This is a genomic window from Streptomyces sp. NPDC085931, assembly GCF_044540565.1.
In the GTDB taxonomy this organism is placed as follows: domain Bacteria; phylum Actinomycetota; class Actinomycetes; order Streptomycetales; family Streptomycetaceae; genus Streptomyces.
On the sequence record NZ_JBITSK010000007.1, the window covers coordinates 234,376 to 254,268 of the forward strand.

Here is a 19,893-nt window from a genome sequence, read left to right on the forward strand (position 1 = left end):
GTCGGCGCGACGGTCCGTACCGGTCGGTATGGACACCGGTGGTGCCCTCGGGTACAGATGGCTCATGCGCATCGCCGTGACGATCTTCCTCACCGACGAGACGATCACCCCGACCCGGCTCGCCCGGGAGCTGGAGGTGCGCGGTTTCGCCGGGCTGTACCTGCCCGAGCACACGCACATCCCTGTCGAGCGGACCACGCCCTACCCGGCGGGCGGAGAGCTGCCGCGCGAGTACGGCCGTACCTTCGACGCGTTCGTGGCGCTCGGCCAGGCCGCCGCCGTCACCGAGCGGCTGGGCCTCGGCACGGGCATCACGCTCGTCGCCCAGCACGACCCGATCGACCTGGCCAAGCGGATCGCCACCCTGGACCACCTCTCCGGCGGCCGGTTCACCCTTGGCGTCGGCTTCGGCTGGAACGTCGAGGAGGCCGCCGACCACGGCGTGCGCTGGCGCACCCGGCGCGAGCTGGTGAAGGACCGGATGGCGCTGATGCGGGCGCTGTGGGCGAAGGAACCGACCGGCTACGAGGGGGAGTTCGGCTCGGTCCGGGCCAGCGAGGCGCACCCCAAGCCGGTGCGCGCGCCGCGCGGCCCCGTGACCGGCCCGCGCACGCTCGTCGGCGGGGCGGCCGGGCCCAAGCTGTTCGACCACGTCTGCGCGTACGCCGACGGCTGGCTGCCCATCGGCGGCCGCGGCCTGTCCGAGTCCCTGCCGAGGCTGCGCGCCGCCTGGACCGAGGCGGGCCGCGACCCCGGGTCCCTCCAGGTCGTCCCGTACGCCGTCCACCCGAGCCCCGGCAAACTCGCCCACTACGCCGACCTCGGCATCGAGGAGGTGGTGCTGCAGCTGCCTCCGGCGGGGGAGAGCGAGGTACTGAAGGCCCTGGACCACCTGGCCGAGTACGTGTGACGACGAGGGTGCCGGCGCGGCGCGTTCCTGACCCGAACTAAAGTACGGGTCTGTCATCGGCGGGTGGGCACCCGCGCGCGACCGACCATCGCGCCGCAGGGGGTGCCGGACCCGGCTCGGGGCCGACACGGGGAGAGCGTCTTGAGGCTTGCCTGGTTTTCCTGGCTCGCACGCCATTTCGACGACTACGGCTACAGCCAGGGGCCGGCGCGCGGCGCCGTCGGCACGGCGGCGGTCCTGGTGACCGCCGCGCTGCTGTGGTTCGCCCTGCACCGCAACCGGCCGGCCGCCGTGGCCGCCGCCGGCGCGGTGTCCGCCCTGGGCATCGGCTGGCTGGCCTTCCACTGACGGGCCCCGGGCGGCTGATCAGCGCACTCGTATCCTCGAAGGATGACGACTCCCGCGACCCCCGGATCCGGACCCACCGAGAACTCCCTGCGTCGCGCCCTGAAACGGGCCAGGGACGGTGTCTCCCTCGACGTCGCCGAGGCGGCGGTGCTGCTCCAGGCGCGGGGTGCGCAGCTGGAGGACCTGTCGGCGTCGGCCGCCCGGGTGCGGGACGCGGGCCTGGAGGCGGCCGGCCGGCCCGGTGTCATCACGTTCTCCAAGAGCGTCTTCATCCCCCTGACGCGGCTGTGCCGGGACAAGTGCCACTACTGCACGTTCGTCACCGTCCCCGGCAAGCTGCGCCGCGAGGGCCACGGGATGTTCATGTCCCCGGACGAGGTGCTGGACATCGCCCGCAAGGGCGCCGCCCTCGGCTGCAAGGAAGCCCTCATCACCCTCGGCGACAAGCCGGAGGACCGCTGGCCCGAGGCGCGCGAGTGGCTCGACGCGCACGGCTACGACGACACCCTCGCCTACGTCCGGGCCGTCTCCATCCGCATCCTGGAGGAGACGGGCCTGCTGCCCCACCTGAACCCGGGCGTCATGAGCTGGGCCGACTTCCAGCGGCTCAAGCCCGTCGCGCCCAGCATGGGCATGATGCTGGAGACCACCGCGACCCGCCTGTGGTCGGAGCCGGGCGGCCCTCACCACGGCTCGCCCGACAAGGAGCCCGCCGTCCGGCTGCGCGTCCTGGAGGACGCCGGGCGGTCCTCCGTGCCCTTCACCTCCGGGCTGCTCATAGGCATCGGCGAGACCTACGAGGAGCGCGCCGAGTCGCTGTTCGCGCTGCGCAAGGTCTCCCGCGCCTACCACGGGATCCAGGAGCTGATCATCCAGAACTTCCGCGCCAAGCCGGACACCGCGATGCGCGGCATGCCCGACGCGGAACTGGACGAACTCGTCGCCACGGTGGCCGTCGCCCGCCTCCTCATGGGCCCGGGCGGCAACATCCAGGCCCCGCCCAACCTCGTCGACGACGAGTACGAGCGGCTGATCCGCGCCGGCATCGACGACTGGGGCGGCGTCTCCCCGCTCACCATCGACCACGTCAACCCCGAGCGCCCCTGGCCGCGGATCGAGCAGCTCGCCGAGAAGTCCCGCGCGGCCGGCTTCGAACTGCGTGAACGGCTGTGCGTCTACCCGGAGTTCGTCAAGCGCGGCGAGCCCTGGCTGGACCCGCGGCTGCGCCCGCACGTGGCGGCCCTGGCCGACCCGGAGACCGGCCTGGCCCGCCCCGAGGCCCTCCCGCAGGGGCTGCCGTGGCAGGAGCCGGAGGAGGTCTTCACCGCCTCCGGCCGCACGGACCTGCACTCCTCCATCGACACCGAGGGCCGCAGCTCCGACCGCCGGGACGACTTCGACGAGGTGTACGGCGACTGGGGCGCGCTGCGCGAGGCCGCCGCCCCGGGCATGGCACCCGAGCGCATCGACACCGACGTACGCCAGGCCCTGCGCACGGCGGCCGACGATCCGACGAAGCTCACCGACGACGAGGCCCTCGCCCTGCTGCACGCGGACGGCCCGGCGCTGGACGCCCTCGCCCGGGTCGCCGACGACGTGCGCAAGTCGGCCGTGGGCGACGACGTCACGTACATCGTCACGCGGAACATCAACTTCACCAACGTCTGCTACACCGGCTGCCGTTTCTGCGCCTTCGCCCAGCGCCGCACCGACGCCGACGCCTACACCCTCTCCCTGGACCAGGTCGCCGACCGGGCCCAGCAGGCGTGGGACGTGGGCGCGGTGGAGGTCTGCATGCAGGGCGGCATCCACCCGGACCTGCCGGGCACGGCGTACTTCGACATCGCCCGGGCCGTGAAGGAACGCGTGCCCGGCATGCACGTGCACGCCTTCTCGCCGATGGAGGTGGTCAACGGCGCGACCCGCACGGGCCTGTCGGTCCGCGAGTGGCTGACGGCGGCGAAGGAGGCCGGCCTGGACACGATCCCGGGCACGGCCGCCGAGATCCTCGACGACGAGGTCCGCTGGATCCTCACCAAGGGCAAGCTGCCCGCGGCCGACTGGATCGACGTCGTGACGACCGCCCACGAGCTGGGCATCCGCTCGTCCTCGACGATGATGTACGGGCACGTCGACCAGCCCCGCCACTGGCTCGGGCACCTGCGCACCCTCGCCGCGATCCAGCAGCGCACGGGCGGCTTCACCGAGTTCGTGACGCTGCCGTTCGTGCACACCAACGCGCCGGTCTATCTCGCGGGGATCGCCCGCCCGGGCCCGACCATGCGGGACAACCGCGCGGTGACGGCCATGGCCCGGCTGCTGCTGCACCCGCACATCCCGAACATCCAGACCAGCTGGGTCAAGCTCGGCACGGAGGGCGCGGCCGAGATGCTCCGCTCCGGCGCCAACGACCTCGGCGGCACGCTGATGGAGGAGACCATCTCCCGGATGGCGGGCTCGTCGTACGGCTCGTACAAGTCGGTGAAGGACCTGATCGCCGTGGCGGCGGCGGCCGGTCGTCCGGCCCGGCCCCGCACCACCCTGTACGGCGAGGTCCCGCAGGAGCGGCAGCGGGCGGCGGCGGCCTCCGACGGGCATCTGCCGGAGCTGCTGCCGGTGCTGGACTGACGGCTCCTACTGGCACCCGGTGTCCGCCGGCTGGTGCTCCCTCAGGGGGCGGCCGGCCGGGACACCGGGGTGCGCGGGCCGCGGGGGAGGCGTGCCGCGGCCCAGCCACAGCAGCAGCAGACCGAGGGCGCCGGCGATCGCGGGCCAGTACACGTAGCGGAAGTCCGTCGCGGGCATGATCGGCAGGTAGCCGAGGATGTAGGCCGCGGAGCTGACGCCCAGCGCCCGCACCGGCATCGAGAACGCGCCCCGGCCGGGGCGGAGGGACAGCACCAGCGCGACGGCGAGCCAGAACCAGCCGCGGAACAGCCACCGCAGATCGGCCGCCATGCCGTCGACGTACGTGCCGAGGGTGGCCTCCAGCTGCGGGTGCGCCACCTCGATGCCCAGGTCGTTGCGGGTGATGCCCGCCTTGTACACGTAGTCGGTCTCGAACAGCAGCGTCGCGAAGAGCCGCAGCCGGTACTGGAGGTAGCCCGGCACGTGCCCGCCCATCTCCCGCAGCCACAGGGAGGTGATCTCGTCCGAGTCCCCGCGCAGCCCGTCGGCGGGGCGCTGGTAGCAGGCCCAGTAGGCGTCCGAGAGGGCGCCGGTGCGGTCGCACTCCCGGGCCGAGGCGACGAGCCGGTCGCGCAACGGGGACGGGACGTCCGCCGCGCGCAGTTCGTCGACCGTCAGCACGTGCACCAGGTCGTCGAGCATGATCTGGGCGCCCTGCTCGGTCTGCACGGGCTGGGCGAACAGGGAGATGGCGGCGGCGGGCACGACGAACCCGGCCGCGAGCGCCGCCGTGCACATCACCCAGCCGCGGCGCCCCGGGGACCGCCACAGCGCGAGGATCAGCAGCACGAAGACCGGGAGCGCGGCCAGGAAGGCGTTCTTGCGCACGAGCATGGCGTACGCCAGGAACAGCACGCCGAGGCCGAACAGCGCCCACCGCGCGGCGGGCCGCACCTCGCGGTCCCGGACGCGCAGCCCGGTGAACGCCACCGCGCTCGCCGCGAGCAGCGCGAACGCCGCGTGCACGTCCTTCCACACCACACCGGCGAACGTCAGCACGAACGGCGTCAGCCCGAGCCCGAGCACCGCGAGCGAGCCGGCCCGGCGCCCGGTCAGCTCCCCGACCGCCCAGGCCAGCACGCCCAACGCCCCCCACAGGACCAGGGACTGCAGGACCAGCATCGACGTGATCGAGCCGGTCACCGCGATGAGGGCCCGCCACACCAGGCTCAGCACGGGCGGGTGCCAGTCGGTGAGGGGCGTCCTGCCCTCGGCCTGCCGCAACTGGTCGAGGCTGTCGGGGCTCAGGAAGCCCGGGGCGAAGACGAGGACCGTGCCCAGCCAGCAGACGGCGGCGAGAGCGGCCGGCCCCGCGATCCAGCGCCGCTCACCCGACCATCGTCCCTTTTGTGACATATGCCGGATGCTAGCCGCTCGGTGCGCTCAGGGGGCGACGAAGACGTAGCGCCGGTAGGCGTAGAAGCGGAACAGCGTCGCGAGCACCCAGCCGAGGATGCGCGCGGTGTTGTCGCTGAGCGCCGAGTCCAGCCCGAGCAGCTGCCGCGAGGCGAAGACGGTCCCGGCGGTGATGACGAGCCCGACGCCGTTGGCGAGGAGGAACAGCGCCAGCTCGTGGGTCACCTTCGCGCGGTGCTGGTGGCGGTAGGTCCAGTACCGGTTGCCGGCCCAGCTGAACAGCGCGGCCGCGGCCGTCGCCAGCACGGACGCCTGCACGGGGGCGGTGCGCAGCACTCCGCCCCGCCCGTCGCCGGGCAGGCCGAAGACCAGCAGGTTGTAGCCGCCGTTGTCGACGACGAAGGCCAGGGCCCCGATGACGCCGAACTTGGCGGCCTCCCGCCAGATGCCCTTGACGGCGTCACGCGCACGCAGCGTCACGGATGCGAGGACCGGCACCCGGCGAGCGTAACGACCCGGCGCCCCCGCGCGCCCTAGACACGCGCATATCGCATGATTTACCCACGAAAGCGGGCCTGGTCCGGGTGAGGAGTGGTCGTGGAACCGACGATCGCGTGTGTCGTGCCGTGTCACAACGAGGAGGCGGCCGTCGCCAAGGTGGTCCGCGACCTGCGCGCGGCCCTCCCCGAGGCCGTCGTCTACGTGTACGACAACGCCTCCACCGACCGCACGGCGGAGCTGGCCCGGGAGGCCGGCGCGATCGTCCGGCACGAGCCCCGCAAGGGCAAGGGCAACGTCATCCGCCGCGCCTTCGCCGACGTGGACGCCGACGCCCTGCTCATCGTCGACGGCGACGACACCTACGACGCCTCCCGCGCCCGTGACATGGTCGACCTGCTCTTCGAGGGGCCCTACGACCAGGTCGTCGGCGCCCGCCGGGTCACCTGCGACGGCGCCTACCGGGCCGGGCACGCGGTCGGCAACAAGGTGCTGACCGGGGCGGTGCGCGCGCTGTTCGGCAACGACGTGACCGACATGCTCAGCGGCTACCGGGTCTTCTCGCGGCGCTTCGTGAAGTCCTTCCCGGCGCTGGCCCGCGAGTTCGAGACCGAGACGGAGATGACCATCCACGCGCTGCACCTGCGGCTGCCCACCGCCGAGGTGCCCGTGGACTACCGGGTGCGGCCCGCCGGCGGCGAGAGCAAGCTGCGCACCTACCGGGACGGCTGGCGCATCCTGCGGGTCATCCTCGACCTGGCGCGCCGCGAGCGTCCCTCGCTGGTGCACACCGTGGTCGCGGGCGTGCTGGCCCTGGTCTCGGTGATCCTCGGCATCCCCGTCATCGCCGACTTCGTCCGCACGGGCACCGTGCCCCGCGTGCCCACGGCGATCCTGGCCGCTGCGATCATGACGATCGCCGCGCTGGTGCTGCTGGTGGGCTACATCCTGGAGTCGCTCACCCACATGCGGCAGGAGCAGACCCGGCTGGTGCACCTCTCCTACCCGGCCCCGGTGCGGACCCCGCGCTACACCGCGCGCGGCGCCGGTGCGGGCCCCGTCCCGGTCCGCAAGGCCGCCGGGGGACCCTGAGCAGCCGGGGCCCGAGGCCGTCGAGGAGCGGCGGGCGCGCAGTACGATGATCGGAACCCCGGTGCTGTGCGGGGTCCCGTGACTGAGGAGATGCGTGCCGGTGCCTGCCCGACTTCCTTCGTGGGCCTGGACGTCCGGGCTGACCGTGGGAGCGATAGCCGCGGTGGCGGTCCTGGCCGTGCAGGCGGACAAGGGCCCGCATCCCACCGCGAGCTCCGCCAAGCCGAGCAGCTCGGTGTCGGCCCAGCCCACGCCCACGGCGTCCGCCCCGGCCCGGGTCCCCGACGGCTCGGGCACCGGCCGGCGCATCGTCTACTCCCTCGGGGAGAAGCGGGTGTGGATGGTCGACGCGAGCGAGGCGACCCGCCGGACGTTCACGGTCTGGCCGGGCACGGTCAGCCCCGACCCCGGCACGTACACGATCTCGTCCCGCAACGCGGCCACGACCGGCTCCGACGGCGTCCCGATCGAGCACATCCTGTACTTCGCCGCGCAGGACGGTGTCTCCGTCGCCTTCTCCAACGCGGTCGACGGGTCCTCCCCGCCGCCCGCCGCCTCCGGCGGCAAGACCGGCGGGGTCCGGATGAAGAAGGCGGACGGCACGGCACTGTGGGCGTTCGGCACGGTCGGCACGACCGTGGCCGTGGTCAGGTAGCGGACGTCTCCGTCCGCGGGGCCGTCAGCTGGTTGACGATCAGCACGACCCCGCTGAACAGGAAGATCCGGGTCGCGGCGTCCAGCCCGTTCCAGTTCTTCGACTGCCACATGGAGAACCACTCGCCGCCGATCGCGATGAACCCGGCCCCGAACAGCAGCATCACCATCAGCAGCCCGTACGTCGACATCCGCCGGGCGCGCGCGGCATCGCGTCCGGCCCACAGCCACGTGCCGTATATCAGGACGAGCGCGGCGACGGTCTCCCACACGATGATCGCGACGTAGGCGGCGTCCTGGAGCCCCCGGCTCGTGATCGCGCGCCACATCAGGTCCTCGTCCTTGAACGTGGTGTCCATCGCCAGCACGTGCCGGACGAACTGCTGGTTGGTGCCGAAGTCGGTGATGTTGCCGAAGGCGACCAGCGCCATGTAGAGCGCGATGGTGCCGGTGAGCAGCGTGGCGGCGAGGGACAGCCCGCCGCGTGAGGTTGTGGAGGTGGCCATGGCGATCATTCTTCCCAACCGCCGGTGCGCACGCGACACAATGAGGCCGGATACCCGGCGGCCCGGGGCGAGTTGACGGAGGATGTGCGGATGGCGCAGACGAGACCGTCGATGCAGGAGCTGATACGGCGCCGGACCCGGGCCGGATTCGTCGGCAGGGGCGCCGAACGCGCCCTGTTCCGGGCCAACTTCGCCACCGAGCCGCACGACGAGCGCCACCGCTTCCGCTTCCACGTGCACGGCAACGCGGGCGTCGGCAAGACCTTCCTGCTGCGCGAGTGGGAGCAGATCGCCCGCGAGCAGGGCGCGCTGACCGCGCGGGTCGACGACAGCGCCGGCAGCCTGCCGGAGGTGCTGGCGGAGATCAGCCGGCAGTTCGCGGCCCAGGGCCGCCGCATGAAGGAACTGGACCGCCTGCTCGCCGCCCACCGCGAGCGCCGGCACGAGGCGGAGCTGGCCGTGCTCGCCGCACAGGCGGAGGAGGAGACGGGCCCGTCGGCGGGCGGGAGGCTGGCGGCCCGGGCCGGGGTGGTGGCCCTGGGCATGATCCCGGTGGCCGGGCCGCTGGCGGGCCTGCTCGACGCGGACCAACTGGCCGAGGGCGCCGACCGGTTGCGGGCGCGGGTCCTGTCCCGGCTGCGCGACCACGAGGACGCCCAGCTGGTCCTCGCCCCGGAGCGGGTGCTCACACCGGTCTTCCTGCGCGAACTGGCGGAGGCGGCCGGGTCGGTCCCCTGGGTCGCCCTCTTCTTCGACACCTACGAGCGCACCGCCCCGTACCTGGACCCCTGGCTGCGCGAGATCATGACGACCGACCGCCACGGCACCATGCCCGCCACGGCGGTCGTCGTCACGGCCGGCCAGCGCCCCGCGGACCCCGCCCGCTGGGGCGGCCTGCGGGACTTCGTCACGGACGTGCCCCTCGCGCCCTTCACCGAGGCGGAGGCACGCGACCTGCTGGCGGGCCGGGGCGTGACCGCCGAGCCGGTCGTCCAGGAGGTCCTGCGCCTCACCGGCGGCCTGCCCGTCCTGGTCTCCACCCTGGCCGAGTCCCGGCCCGCTGACCCGGACGACGTCGGCGACCCGAGCGCCACGGCCGTCGACCGCTTCCTGCGCTGGGAGCGGGACCCGGTCCGGCGGGCCGCCGCGCTGGCCTGCGCGCTGCCCCGCGGGTTCGACGCGGACGTGTTCCGGGCGGCGGCCGACTGCCCGGAGGACGAGGCGGAAGCCGTCTACGCGTGGCTGCGCGGCATGCCGTTCGTCACGGACCGGGGCGGGCAGCGGCTGCGCTACCACGATGTCGTACGGGCGCCGATGCTGCGGGCGGAGCGGCGCCGGTCACCGCGCGGCTGGGCCGGCCGGCACCGGCGGCTGGCCGCCGCGTTCCGCGCCTGGCGCGAGGAGGCGGAGGCGGGCCGGGAGCCCGGCGCGCTCTGGGCGGACGAAGCGTGGCGGGAACTCCGGCTGGCGGAGACGTATCACCAGCTGTGCGCCGGGACACGGGAGGCGCTGCCGCACGCGCTGCGCGACTTCGTCCACGCCTGCGAGGCGGGCGCGGGAGTGGCCGCGCACTGGGCACGGGCCCTGCTCGACGCCGGGCAGGACGCGGAGGCCGAGGCGGTGGCCGGGTGGGGCGCGGAACTCACCGCGGCACTCGACGCCGGCGGCATCACCGCCGCACTCGGCCTCCTGCTGCGCCGCGGCGGGCTCGACGCACCGGCACGGGCCCGCGCCCACCGGAACCGCGCCGTGCTCCATGGGCAACGGGGGGACTTGGACGCGGCGATCGCCGACCTGGACCGGGCCGTCGCACTGGAGCCGGGCAACGCCTGGTTCGTCGCCCTGCGCGGCGAACACCACCGTCTGGCCCGCCACGACGCCGAGGCGCTCCGCGACCTCACCGAGGCCATCCGCCTCGACCCGGCGAACGAGTTCCCCTGGGCGTCCCGGGGCGCCACCCACGAACGCGCCGGAGACCCGGAGGCGGCCCTGGCCGACCTGAACCAGGCACTCGACCTCGAGCCGGACTACGCCTGGGCGCTCGCCCGCCGCGCGCGGGTGTGGCGGGCCCTGGGCGACTCGGAGCGCCAACTGGCCGACCTCGACCAGGCGGTGTCGCTCACCCCCGACTGGCCGTGGGCCCACTGCGAACGCGGTGACGCGCTCCGGGCAGCGGGCCGCGACGAGGAGGCGATCGCCGCCCTGGACATCGCGCTGAGCCTGGACCCCGGGTACGCCTCCGCGTACGCGAGCCGCGGAGCGTCCCTGGCCCGGCTCGGCCGCCACGCGGAGGCGCTGGCCGACCTGGACCGGGCGGTGGAACTCCGGCCGGGATACGCCTGGGCGCTGGAGCGCAGGGCGGAGGTGCGCCGGGTCAGCGGCCTGCCGTGAACGCGAGGAACTCCGACCAGGCGGTACGGGTGAATGCCAGGTGGGCACCGTCGCGTTGCTTGGAGTCGCGGACGTGCATCGTGAGGTGGCGGCTGGCGGATATCGCCGCCTCTACGCAGTCGGGCCCGTCATTGCTGCTGTAGCTGCTCTTGAACCAGTCGAGCTCGGGGGTCACGTCTCTTCTCCCAGAACTTTCTCGATGAAGGCCAGGGACTCTCGCGGCGAGAGGGCCTGCGCCCGGATCATTCCATAGCGCATGTCAAGGACTTGGGCGTCGCGGGGGTCGCTGATCACGCGGTTGTGCAGGTGGGCTTCGAAGTGCCCCAGCGTCCTGCCCTCCTGGAGCTTCAACACCCTGAACGGACCTGCCATACCCGCGTGGTCCTCCCGGTCCGTCGGCATGACCTGGATCGACACGTGCCGTAACTTGGCGACCTCCAACAGGTGTTCGAGCTGCTGGCGGAGCACCATTCTGCCCCCGAGCGGCCTGCGCAGTGTCGTCTCTTCCTGGACAAACGTGATGAGCGCTCGCGGCACGCGGTCGAACACGGCCTTGCGCGCCATGCGTGCCGAGACGTACCGCTCGATCTCGTCCTCCGTGAAGGCGGGCCGCCTCATGGCGTACAACGCGTGTGTGTACTGCGGGATCTGAAGCAGCCCGTTGATCTGGTGGTTGTCGTAGGCCCCGAGTTCTACGGCCTCCTCCTCCAGTCGCGCTAGGTCCCGCACCTTCTTGGGATACCGAGCCTTCTCCACGTCCTCCTTCATCGCGGCGAGTTTGCCGCCCGCGTCGAGGACCTCATCCGCCTTGTCGAGGAAGTCCGGCTTGGGGATGCGGCGGGCCCGTTCCACGGACGACACCATCTCCTCGCCGTATCCGATGGCCGCGCCCAACTCCGCCTGCTTCAGGCCCGCCGCCTCGCGCCACATCTTGATCTGCCGCCCGACCGTCCTGAGCACGGCCGCCGCCTCCTCGTCCTCCACGCCTTCCCTCCCTGTCGTACGACCCGTACGACCCCGCCGCGCGGCCGGACAGTCACGCTCCGTACCGAGGTCGTCGCTGTTCAGAGTAGGGATCGACGACCACGCTGGGTGACATGAGTCAGAAACTCCCCACCCGGATCCCCGCGCACACCCGCCACTTCACCGTTCAGCTGTCGGCGACTCGAAGAGGTGCGCGACTGGCACGGCTGCTCACCGAACGCCAACTCGACGCGTGGGGCGAGCCCTACGACGCCGCCGCGCACGTCGTGGCCGAGCTGGCGTCCAACGCCGTACGGCACGGCCGGGTGCTCGGCAGGGACTTCCGGCTGCGCCTGGAGCTGCGCGCCGACCGCACCCTCCGCATCGAGGTCACGGACGCCCGGGGCGACCGGGTCCCGCGCGTCCCGGACCCGGTGGCGGAGGACGCGGAAGGCGGCCGGGGCCTGCTCATCGTCGAGGCGTACGCCGACCGCTGGGGCGTGACGCAGGCGCCGGCCGGTGCCAAGACGGTCTGGGCCGAACTGGCCCTGGCGCACCGCCGGATCGCGGTGCGTCATGACCCGGGCGGCCCCGACGCCAAAAACCCTAAGAACCGGGGAAAGAACCCACCCACCCCCACCGCCCCCGCGGCTCACCCGCAGGGGTGAACATCACCAACTCGGCTGGCGTGGCGGGCAGTCGATGGTGCAGCGTCGGCGCAGACAAGCCCACAAACGAATACGGCCCTCGCCGGGACTGCCATCCCACTGCGAGGGCCTGATCACCAAGGAAGAAGAGACCTTCCCGATGACTGAGCAGCACCCTAGCGCGCCCTCGCGCGCGCAGTCCGGCACTTCAGGTGTCCAGCACGTGACGGAACGCCACGACGACCACTTCACCGTCGTCGGCAACCACCTCGCCCAGCACCCCGAGCTGTCCCTGACGGCGATCGGCCTGGCGGTCCACATCCAGTCGCTGCCCGCCGGAACGCCGGTCGGCATCAAGGCGCTGGCGGGCAAGTTCCCGGAGGGCGAGATCCGCATCGCGGCGGCCCTGCGCGAACTGGAGGCCCATGGGTACCTCGCTCGCCCCAGGGAGCGTCTTCAATCGGGCCGAGTCGTGACCCGCACGGTCTCGTACAACAAGCCCCGGACCGCCGCCGCCCCGGAGCCCCGCCCGGCACCCGCCACGCCCCGCCCGGAAGGCACGGCGGCTGAGAGGCCTGACCGCTCGACGGCCTCCGACCTCCTCACCGGCCTGCGCGCGCTCGACTCCCGCCTGCTGCTCAGCGAGCGTGACGTGCACCGCCTGGCCCCGGCGGTCACGGCGTGGCTGGAGCGCGGGGTTCCGGCCGAGGCGGTCCGGCGCGCCCTGACGACGGGCCTGCCCGCGGCCCCGATCCAGCACCCGGCGGCGTTCCTGGCCCACCGCCTGACCGCCCTCCTGCCCCCGCCGCTCCCCGCGGCCCCGCCCCCTTCCCCACCCCTGGTCCGCCCGGACCCCCTCCAGACCTGCGACGGCTGCGAGCGGGCCTTCCGCGCCCCCGCCCCCGGCCACTGCCGCGACTGCCGGGCCGACGCACACAGGGCAGCGTGAGGACCACGCCGGACGCGCTGCGTGATGCCGTGGCACGGATCGCCCCGAGCCGTCTGCCGACGCTGACGCAGCACCTCTTCGAGGCCACGACCAATGCCCAGCAGACCCAGAGCCTGGCGCCCCTGCGCGCCTTCGTGCACTCGTGGGCCGTCTTCGTCGCGATCGAGCGTCACCCCGCCAGGGTCGAGCGGCTGCGGGAGCTGGAGCGCATCGTCGATGCCGGCGAACAGGACCCGACCGAGGCCATCGCCGAGATCCGCGCCATCCGGGACGCCGCAGAGGCCGAGGCAGGACTGTGACGGCCTGGCCGTCCCCGCCCCGTTCCTCCCCCTGAACCCACCGTCCCCATTCGATTACAGTGGCGAGCTGTCGTACGTGTGGACGGTGCCCTGGGAGGTCAAGGTGGGTGCGACTGCCGGTGCCGTCTGGGGGCGTACGGAGCAGCAGGACTTCCGCAGCCGGGTGCGCGGGACGCTGCTCGGCGCGGCCGTCGGGGACGCGCTGGGCGCGCCCGTGGACGGGCTGGGGATCGACGAGATCCGGGAGGCGCACGGGGCCGAGGGACTGCTGGACCTGGCCCCCGCCTACGGCAGACGCGGCGCCGTCACGCACCTCACCCAGCTGACCCTGTTCTCCGTGGACGGGCTGATCAGGGCCCAGGTACGGCGGGACACCGGCGCCTGGCACCCGCCCACCGACCTGCACCGGGCGTACCTGCGCTGGGCCGCCACCCAGCGGGACTGGGGGCCCGACGAGCGCCGCAAGGAGGACGGCTGGCTCGCGCGCGAGGAGTGGCTGTACGCCCGCCGCCACCCCAGCCGCGCGCTGCTCCTCGGACTCGGTGACGAGACCATGGGGACCCCGGACGCGCCCAAGAACCCGGGGGAGGCGGGGCCCGAGGCCGCTGCCCGGTCCGCCCCGTTCGGACTGCTCGTCGGGTGGGAGCCGCAACTCGTCGCCCAGCTCGCGGTGGAGTGCGCGGCGCAGACCCACGGCCACCCCACGGCCTGCCTCGCGGCGGGCGCGTACGCCGTGATCGTGCACGGGCTGGCCCTCGGCGAGAGCCTCGACGCCGCCGTGCAGCGCGCCTTCGCCCTGCTCGCGGCCCGCCCCGGGCACCAGCCCGTCGCGGAGGCCCTGCAGCACGCGCTGGGCGCCGTGCGCCAAGGCATGCCGGGGCCCGAGCGGGTCGCCGAGCTGATCGGGGCGGGCACCGCCGAGGGGCTCGTCGCGGCGGCCGTGTACTGCGCGCTGGTCGCCCCGGACGTCCGCCACGGGCTGTGCCTCGCGGTCAACCACGACGGCCCCTCCGCCGCCACCGGCGCCCTGACCGGCGGCCTCCTCGGCGCCCTGCACGGCGAGACGGCCCTGCCGCCGGCCTGGCTGGCCGAGCTGGAGGGGCGCCCCACCATCCTGGAACTGGCCGACGACTTCGCCATGGAGATGACCCAGGGCCCCGCCCTGCACGGCCCGGCGGGCTCCTCCCCGGGCTGGCTGGCCCGGTATCCGCGCGCCGTGTGAAACGCGCCCTCTTCCCCGTGCTCACTCCCGTGGCATGGGCACGTCACCGTACCGTGGTCGTCGCGTCACCTTCGGTCCACAGGATGTGCACGGCCCGCGCGGGATCACCGTCCCGCGACCGCTGCACCGGGCCCGTCCGTTCATCCCCCTTCGTGGAGGCACTGTGCGCTACCTGCGCGGGACACAGACGGCCGCGATCGCCGCGGTCCTGACGGCCATGGCGGTCCTGCCCACCCCGGCCCTGGCCGCCGGCCCCGGCCTCCCGGGGGTGACCGCCACCACCGAGACCCCGGCCCTGTACGGCGACGACGCCGGCGGCAACGCCGACGCCGACGACCCGGCGATCTGGCGCAACGCCGCCGACCCCGACGCCAGCCTGGTGATCGCCACCGCCAAGGAGGGCGGCCTGCGCGTGTACGACCTGGCGGGCAGGGAGGTGCAGTCGATCCCGGCGCCGCCCGCGCCCACCCCCGACGCCAAGCCGGGCCGCTTCAACAACGTGGACCTGATCTCCGGGTTCCCGCTGCCGACCGGACGCGCCGACGTCGCCGTCGTCACCGACCGCGGCCGCGACCACCTGCGGATCTACCGCATCACCCCGGGCGCCGCGCGGCCGCTGACCGACGTCACCGACCCGAACGCCCCGCTGGTCTTCTCCAAGGACGAGAACGAGGTCGACGACCAGGCCACCCCCTACGGCCTGGCCACCTGGAAGGACAAGGCCACCGGCCGCTCCTACGCCGTCGTCAGCCGGCGCAGCCGCACCCGGCTCGCCCTGCTGGAGCTGAGGACGACCGCCGCCGGAGCGGTCACCTACCGGCAGGTGCGCACCCACGACCTGCCCGCCTCCTTCACCCTCCCGAACGGCACCTCCTGGGCCCCCTGCGCCGACCCCGGCGACCTCCCGCAGGTCGAGGGCATGGTCGTGGACCCGGCGAACAAGGTGCTCTACGCCGGCCAGGAGGACGTCGGCATCTGGCGGCTGCCCGCCGACCTGAGCGGCAAGCCGAAGCTGATCGACAAGGTCCGGGAGTACGGCGTCCCCGGCACCTACGACGAGGCCACCGAGGAGTGCGTCGCGGGCGCCGACCCCGGCTACGGCGGCACGCACCTGTCCGCCGACGTCGAGGGCCTCACCCTGCTCGACGAGGGTGACGACGACGGCCACCTGCTCGCCTCCAGCCAGGGCGACGACACCTTCGCCGCCTACGACCGCGAGATCTCCGACGACAACGAGTACGAGAGCGGCTTCCGGATCACCGCCGGGACCGTCGACGGCTCCGAGGAGTGCGACGGCGCCGCCGTACTGAACGCCCCGCTCGGCTCCCGCTACCCCGGCGGCCTGCTCGTGGTGCAGGACGGGCACAACACCCCCGCCGAGACGGACGCGGACGGGGAGGTCCGCGACAACACGAACTTCAAGTTCGTCGACCTGCGCAAGGTCACCCGCACACTGGACGAGGACGACTGAACAAGCGGCTGAACAGCCGTACGCCCCCGCCGGTTCCGGGCGGGGGCGTACGGTCGTCGCGGCCGGGTGGCGGCTAGTCCTTCACGGTGGTGCGCACGGTGGCGTCCTGCGCGCCACCCGCCGGGGCCGGCACGGCGGCCGCCGCGGTCCCGTCCCCGTCCGTGTTGATCTTCTCGATGAGCGCGAGGCGCTCGGGGGTGTCCTCGGGCCTGATGTAGCCGATCAGGATGTAGAGGACGAGGGACACCGCCAGCGGGATCGACACCTGGTACTGGAGCGGCACCCCGCCCTCGACGTTCCAGTTGATCGGGTAGTTCACCAGCCAGAAGGCGAACAGCCCCATCGACCAGCTGACCAGCGCCGCGGTCGGTCCGGAGCGGCGGAACGCCCGCAGCAGGCCCAGCATCATCGGGATCGCCATCGGGCCCATCAGACCGGCCACCCACTTGATGACGACCGTGATGATGTCCTTGAACGCGGGCGAGTTGACCTGTGTGGCCGCCGCCATGGACAGCCCGAGGAAGACGACCGTGGCGATGCGGGCCACCCGCAGGCCCTGGCTCTCGTTCCAGCGCCGGGCCCGCGCCCAGATCACCGGCGCGCAGTCCCGGGTGAACACGGCCGCGATGGCGTTGGCGTCCGAGGAGCACATGGCCATGGTGTGCGAGAAGAAGCCGACGATGACCAGCCCCAGCAGGCCGTGCGGCAACAGCTGTTCGGTCATCAGGGCGTAGGAGTCGGAGCCGTCCGGCTTCTGCGACTCGACCAGCAGCGGCGACATCCACATGGGGAAGAACAGCACCAGCGGCCAGACCAGCCACAGGATCGCCGACAGCCGGGCCGAGCGCTCGGCCTCCTTGGCGTTCGGGGTGGCCATGTAGCGCTGGGCCTGGTTGAGCATGCCGCCGTTGTACTCGAACAGCTTGATGAACAAGAACGCCAGCAGGAAGACCGTGCCGTACGGCCCGACCAGCGGTTTCTCATGGCCCTGCAGCTCGGGGGAGTCCCATACGCCGAAGAAGCCGCCGTGGTCGTCGAGCCGGACGAACACCGCCACGAACATCGCGATGCCGGCCAGCAACTGGATGATGAACTGGCCGAGTTCGGTCAGCGCGTCCGCCCACAGGCCGCCGATCGTGCAGTAGATGGCCGTGATGCCGCCGGTGATGAGGATGCCCTGGTTGAGGGAGATCCCGGTGAAGACGGACAGGAGGGTGGCGATCGCCGCCCACTTCGCGCCCACGTCCACGATCTTCAGCAGCATGCCCGACCAGGCCAGCGCCTGCTGGGTCTTCAGGTCGTAGCGGTTCTTCAGGTACTCCAGCGGCGACGCCACATGCAGCCGGGAACGCAGCCGGTTGATGCGCGGGGCGAACAGCTTCGACCCGATGGCGATGCCCAGGGCGATGGGGAAGGACCAGGTGACGAACGACGTGACGCCGTAGGTGTAGGCGATGCCCGCGTACCCGGTGAACATCACCGCGCTGTAGCCCGACATGTGGTGCGAGATGCCGGACAGCCACCACGGCATCTTGCCGCCCGCGGTGAAGAAGTCGCTGACGTTGTCCACCCGTTTGTGCGACCAGACACCGATCGCGACCATCACGGCGAAATAGCCGATGAGCACGGCCCAGTCGAGACCGTTCATGTGCGCCCTCCCAGGGTTCAGCCCGGCGCTCATCGTGGGTGCTGCCGCGTGAACACGACAAGTAAGCGTAGGGTCAAAGGGAGGTAAAAATGTTCGACGTGCTGGCCTCAGTTCATCTATGTGAACCTGCTGGAGCGACTCCTCCGCCTTGACCAGCACCGATGACATGGTGATCGTCCGCGCCCGGTCCGACGCCAGGAACGCCACGGCGTCGGTTCGGGCGGGTGAGCGACTGACCTGCTCCCGGCGGCCGGGGGCCGCCGGGCGGGCGTCAGCGCAGTTCCTCCGGGCACGGGGTGCCGCGCGGGAGCTGGTACGGCGCCGCCAGGCGGTACGTGCCCGGCTTCGGCGCGAGGAGTTCCGTCCAGCGGTCCCCCTGGGCGTCCTCCTCCGTCTCCCGCAGACAGCCGTTGACGTTGACGTACGACTTCGGCTCGCCCTCCGGCCGGTCCTCGGACGCCTCCGTCTCCTGCGGCGGCTTCAGGCTCTTGCCCTCCGCGTCGACGATGCTCAGCCACGGCGAGTACGGGATGCGGACCAGGATCCGGCCCGCCTTGCGCACCTGCAGGACCATCTCGCCCTGCTCGGCCCGGTCGACGACGGCGTTCGGCTCGGCCAGCGGCGTCGGGTCGGTGACCTTGAACAGCTGCCAGTTGGCGTCGCCCCACACCTGCGTCAGATAGGGCAGACCGCGCTGCACCAGCGCCCGCTCCCGCTCGCCGCCGTCGCCGTCCGGCTCGTCCTTCGGCAGCACGACGTAGTGGACCGCCCAGCGCTTGAGCCACTCGCGGTAGTTCGCCGAGTTCAACGTGTCGTCGTAGAAGAGCGGGTTGCGCTCCATGTCGGCCTGGCGGTTCCAGCCGCGGGCCAGGTTGACGTAGGGCGCCAGGGCGGACGCCTCGCGGTGCGAGCGGGCCGGGACCACCTCGACCCGGCCCTTCTCCGCGCCGACCTCCTGCAACTCGTTGACGAGCGGGGCCAGCTCGCGCGACCAGGAGGCCGCCGGGGCCGTGTGCACGATGTCGTCGACCGTCTTGAAGCCGATCCACACCCCGAAACCGACGAGGGCGACCACGGCCGCGTACCACTTGCGGCTGCGCGGCACCGTGAACGGGAGCGCGGCGACCAGGGCGACACCGGCGAACAGCATCGCCAGCCGCGTGATGTTCGAACCGATCTGGGAGCTGATCAGCCACACCAGCACGACTCCCAGGCCGTACACCGCGGCCGTGAGCCGGACCGTCTTCCAGTCCCGCGGCACCAGCACCAGGACCAGGACGGAGAACGCCAGCGGCAGCACCACCGAGCCGAACATCATCGGCTGCGTCCCCGAGAACGGGAACAGCCACGCCGACACGGCGACCACCGCGCTCGGCGCCAGCCCCAGGGCCCACGCGCCCGGCCGCCGCTTCTGCAGGAACAGCGCCACGGCCACCAGACCCACGAACAGGCCCGCCACCGGAGACGCCATCGTGGCCAGCGCGGCCAGCGGCGCCGCGCACAGGGCCTTCGCCCAGCGCTTGTAACGCCACCGGTACGGCCAGCAGAACACCACCGCCACCGCGCCGAGCGCGAACATCATGCCCAGACCGAAGGTCACCCGGCCGGACACGGCGTTGCAGAAGAGCCCGAACACGCCCGCCAGCGACGCCCACAGCGGATTGCGCACCGAGCGCGAGCGCAGCAGGAGCAGGGTCAGCAGCCCGGCCGAGACGGTCCCGGCGATCATCATCGTCGTCCGCACCCCGAGCACGGACATCAGGTACGGCGACACCACGCTGTACGACACCGGGTGCATGCCGCCGTACCAGGCGAGGTTGTACGCCGAGTCCGGGTGCCGGCCGACGAACTCCGCCCACGCGTCCTGCGCGGCCAGGTCGCCCCCGCTGTTCGCGAAGGTGAAGAACCAGACGACGTGCAGCACCCCGGCCAGTCCCGTGACGGACAGCACGGGGTGGCGCAGCATCCGCTCCCGCAGGGTCAGGACGAACCCGGGCCAGCGGAACCCGGTGGTGCGGGGCGGGCCGTCGGGTGCGCTGTCCGGGGGGCCTTCCGGTGCGCGGTCACGGGTGGCTTCCGGCATGCCGAGGCCGGGTGTTTTGGGCGTGTCTATTCGCGGGCCGGATACCGGGCCCGGACCGGTGTCGTCTGCGCGTGTCGGCTCCGCAGTGGCCACTCGAAGGCACTCCCCGTGTCCCGTCTTCTGGTGGGGCTTCTTCCCCCGGCCGCGTCCCGTTCGCCCCCGGGTCAC

At 72.8% G+C, this 19,893-nt stretch carries 18 protein-coding genes; 11 read left to right on the forward strand and 7 right to left on the reverse strand.

What is annotated here, in order from left to right; all coding sequences use genetic code 11:
- Window positions 1-64 precede the first annotated feature (64 nt).
- The 3 genes from ACIGAN_RS16885 to ACIGAN_RS16895 all read left to right on the forward strand — a co-directional run bounded on the left by ACIGAN_RS16885 (window position 65) and on the right by ACIGAN_RS16895 (window position 3,886).
- Window positions 65-910, forward strand: a complete 846-nt coding sequence (locus ACIGAN_RS16885; protein ID WP_365738280.1) for a TIGR03619 family F420-dependent LLM class oxidoreductase — start codon at window positions 65-67, stop codon at window positions 908-910.
- A 141-nt stretch (window positions 911-1,051) separates the two neighbouring features.
- Entirely contained in the window at window positions 1,052-1,258 is a 207-nt protein-coding gene (locus tag ACIGAN_RS16890) for a hypothetical protein (RefSeq protein ID WP_365738282.1), read from the forward strand.
- 42 nt (window positions 1,259-1,300) lie between these two features.
- Window positions 1,301-3,886, forward strand: coding sequence for a bifunctional FO biosynthesis protein CofGH (locus ACIGAN_RS16895; protein WP_399858242.1), 2,586 nt, complete (start codon window positions 1,301-1,303; stop codon window positions 3,884-3,886).
- 6 nt (window positions 3,887-3,892) lie between these two features.
- Here ACIGAN_RS16895 and ACIGAN_RS16900 read toward each other — a convergent pair whose 3' ends face one another.
- Both ACIGAN_RS16900 and ACIGAN_RS16905 read right to left on the reverse strand, forming a co-directional pair.
- Entirely contained in the window at window positions 3,893-5,302 is a 1,410-nt protein-coding gene (locus ACIGAN_RS16900) for a hypothetical protein (RefSeq protein WP_399858245.1), read from the reverse strand.
- Window positions 5,303-5,329: 27 nt separating this feature from the next.
- Entirely contained in the window at window positions 5,330-5,800 is a 471-nt protein-coding gene (locus ACIGAN_RS16905) for a GtrA family protein (protein ID WP_365091045.1), read from the reverse strand.
- 93 nt (window positions 5,801-5,893) lie between these two features.
- On the opposite strand from ACIGAN_RS16905, the gene ACIGAN_RS16910 reads away from it, so the two are divergent.
- On the forward strand, window positions 5,894-6,892 hold the full coding sequence (locus ACIGAN_RS16910) for a glycosyltransferase family 2 protein (protein ID WP_399858248.1): 999 nt from the start codon (window positions 5,894-5,896) through the stop codon (window positions 6,890-6,892).
- Between the two features lie 100 nt (window positions 6,893-6,992).
- On the forward strand, window positions 6,993-7,547 hold the full coding sequence (locus ACIGAN_RS16915; protein WP_365091039.1) for a hypothetical protein: 555 nt from the start codon (window positions 6,993-6,995) through the stop codon (window positions 7,545-7,547).
- Here ACIGAN_RS16915 and ACIGAN_RS16920 read toward each other — a convergent pair.
- A complete protein-coding gene (locus tag ACIGAN_RS16920) occupies window positions 7,540-8,052 on the reverse strand; it encodes a DUF2165 domain-containing protein (RefSeq protein ID WP_365091036.1) in 513 nt (170 codons plus the stop codon). The genes ACIGAN_RS16915 and ACIGAN_RS16920 overlap by 8 nt on opposite strands.
- Before the next feature lie 90 nt (window positions 8,053-8,142).
- On the opposite strand from ACIGAN_RS16920, the gene ACIGAN_RS16925 reads away from it, so the two are divergent.
- Window positions 8,143-10,443, forward strand: coding sequence for a tetratricopeptide repeat protein (locus tag ACIGAN_RS16925; protein WP_399858251.1), 2,301 nt, complete (start codon window positions 8,143-8,145; stop codon window positions 10,441-10,443).
- On the opposite strand, the gene ACIGAN_RS16930 is transcribed toward ACIGAN_RS16925, so the two are convergent.
- Both ACIGAN_RS16930 and ACIGAN_RS16935 read right to left on the reverse strand, forming a co-directional pair.
- Window positions 10,427-10,618, reverse strand: a complete 192-nt coding sequence (locus ACIGAN_RS16930; protein ID WP_365738291.1) for a DUF397 domain-containing protein — start codon at window positions 10,616-10,618, stop codon at window positions 10,427-10,429. The genes ACIGAN_RS16925 and ACIGAN_RS16930 overlap by 17 nt on opposite strands.
- Window positions 10,615-11,427 (reverse strand): helix-turn-helix domain-containing protein, encoded by an 813-nt coding sequence (locus ACIGAN_RS16935; RefSeq protein WP_365738292.1) that lies wholly within the window; start codon window positions 11,425-11,427, stop codon window positions 10,615-10,617. Before ACIGAN_RS16935 ends, ACIGAN_RS16930 begins: the two co-directional genes overlap by 4 nt.
- A gap of 113 nt (window positions 11,428-11,540) precedes the next feature.
- Between ACIGAN_RS16935 and ACIGAN_RS16940 the strand changes: the two genes are divergently transcribed.
- The 5 genes from ACIGAN_RS16940 to ACIGAN_RS16960 all read left to right on the forward strand — a co-directional run bounded on the left by ACIGAN_RS16940 (window position 11,541) and on the right by ACIGAN_RS16960 (window position 15,994).
- Window positions 11,541-12,074: an ATP-binding protein gene (locus tag ACIGAN_RS16940; RefSeq protein ID WP_399858254.1), complete on the forward strand. Its 534-nt coding sequence runs from the start codon at window positions 11,541-11,543 to the stop codon at window positions 12,072-12,074.
- Window positions 12,075-12,213: 139 nt separating this feature from the next.
- On the forward strand, window positions 12,214-13,002 hold the full coding sequence (locus ACIGAN_RS16945) for a helix-turn-helix domain-containing protein (RefSeq protein WP_399858256.1): 789 nt from the start codon (window positions 12,214-12,216) through the stop codon (window positions 13,000-13,002).
- Window positions 12,999-13,301, forward strand: coding sequence for a DUF6247 family protein (locus ACIGAN_RS16950; RefSeq protein ID WP_399858259.1), 303 nt, complete (start codon window positions 12,999-13,001; stop codon window positions 13,299-13,301). Before ACIGAN_RS16945 ends, ACIGAN_RS16950 begins: the two co-directional genes overlap by 4 nt.
- A 103-nt stretch (window positions 13,302-13,404) precedes the next feature.
- Window positions 13,405-14,523: an ADP-ribosylglycohydrolase family protein gene (locus ACIGAN_RS16955; protein WP_365091015.1), complete on the forward strand. Its 1,119-nt coding sequence runs from the start codon at window positions 13,405-13,407 to the stop codon at window positions 14,521-14,523.
- Between the two features lie 172 nt (window positions 14,524-14,695).
- Window positions 14,696-15,994, forward strand: coding sequence for a phytase (locus ACIGAN_RS16960; RefSeq protein ID WP_399858605.1), 1,299 nt, complete (start codon window positions 14,696-14,698; stop codon window positions 15,992-15,994).
- Between the two features lie 73 nt (window positions 15,995-16,067).
- On the opposite strand, the gene ACIGAN_RS16965 is transcribed toward ACIGAN_RS16960, so the two are convergent.
- Both ACIGAN_RS16965 and ACIGAN_RS16970 read right to left on the reverse strand, forming a co-directional pair.
- Complete coding sequence (locus tag ACIGAN_RS16965; protein WP_399858261.1) at window positions 16,068-17,642, reverse strand: sodium:solute symporter family protein; 1,575 nt, start codon at window positions 17,640-17,642, stop codon at window positions 16,068-16,070.
- A 271-nt stretch (window positions 17,643-17,913) separates the two neighbouring features.
- Window positions 17,914-19,818 carry an MFS transporter gene (locus ACIGAN_RS16970; RefSeq protein ID WP_399858264.1) on the reverse strand — a complete coding sequence of 635 codons (1,905 nt, stop codon included), beginning with the start codon at window positions 19,816-19,818 and terminating at the stop codon, window positions 17,914-17,916.
- Window positions 19,819-19,893 lie beyond the last annotated feature (75 nt).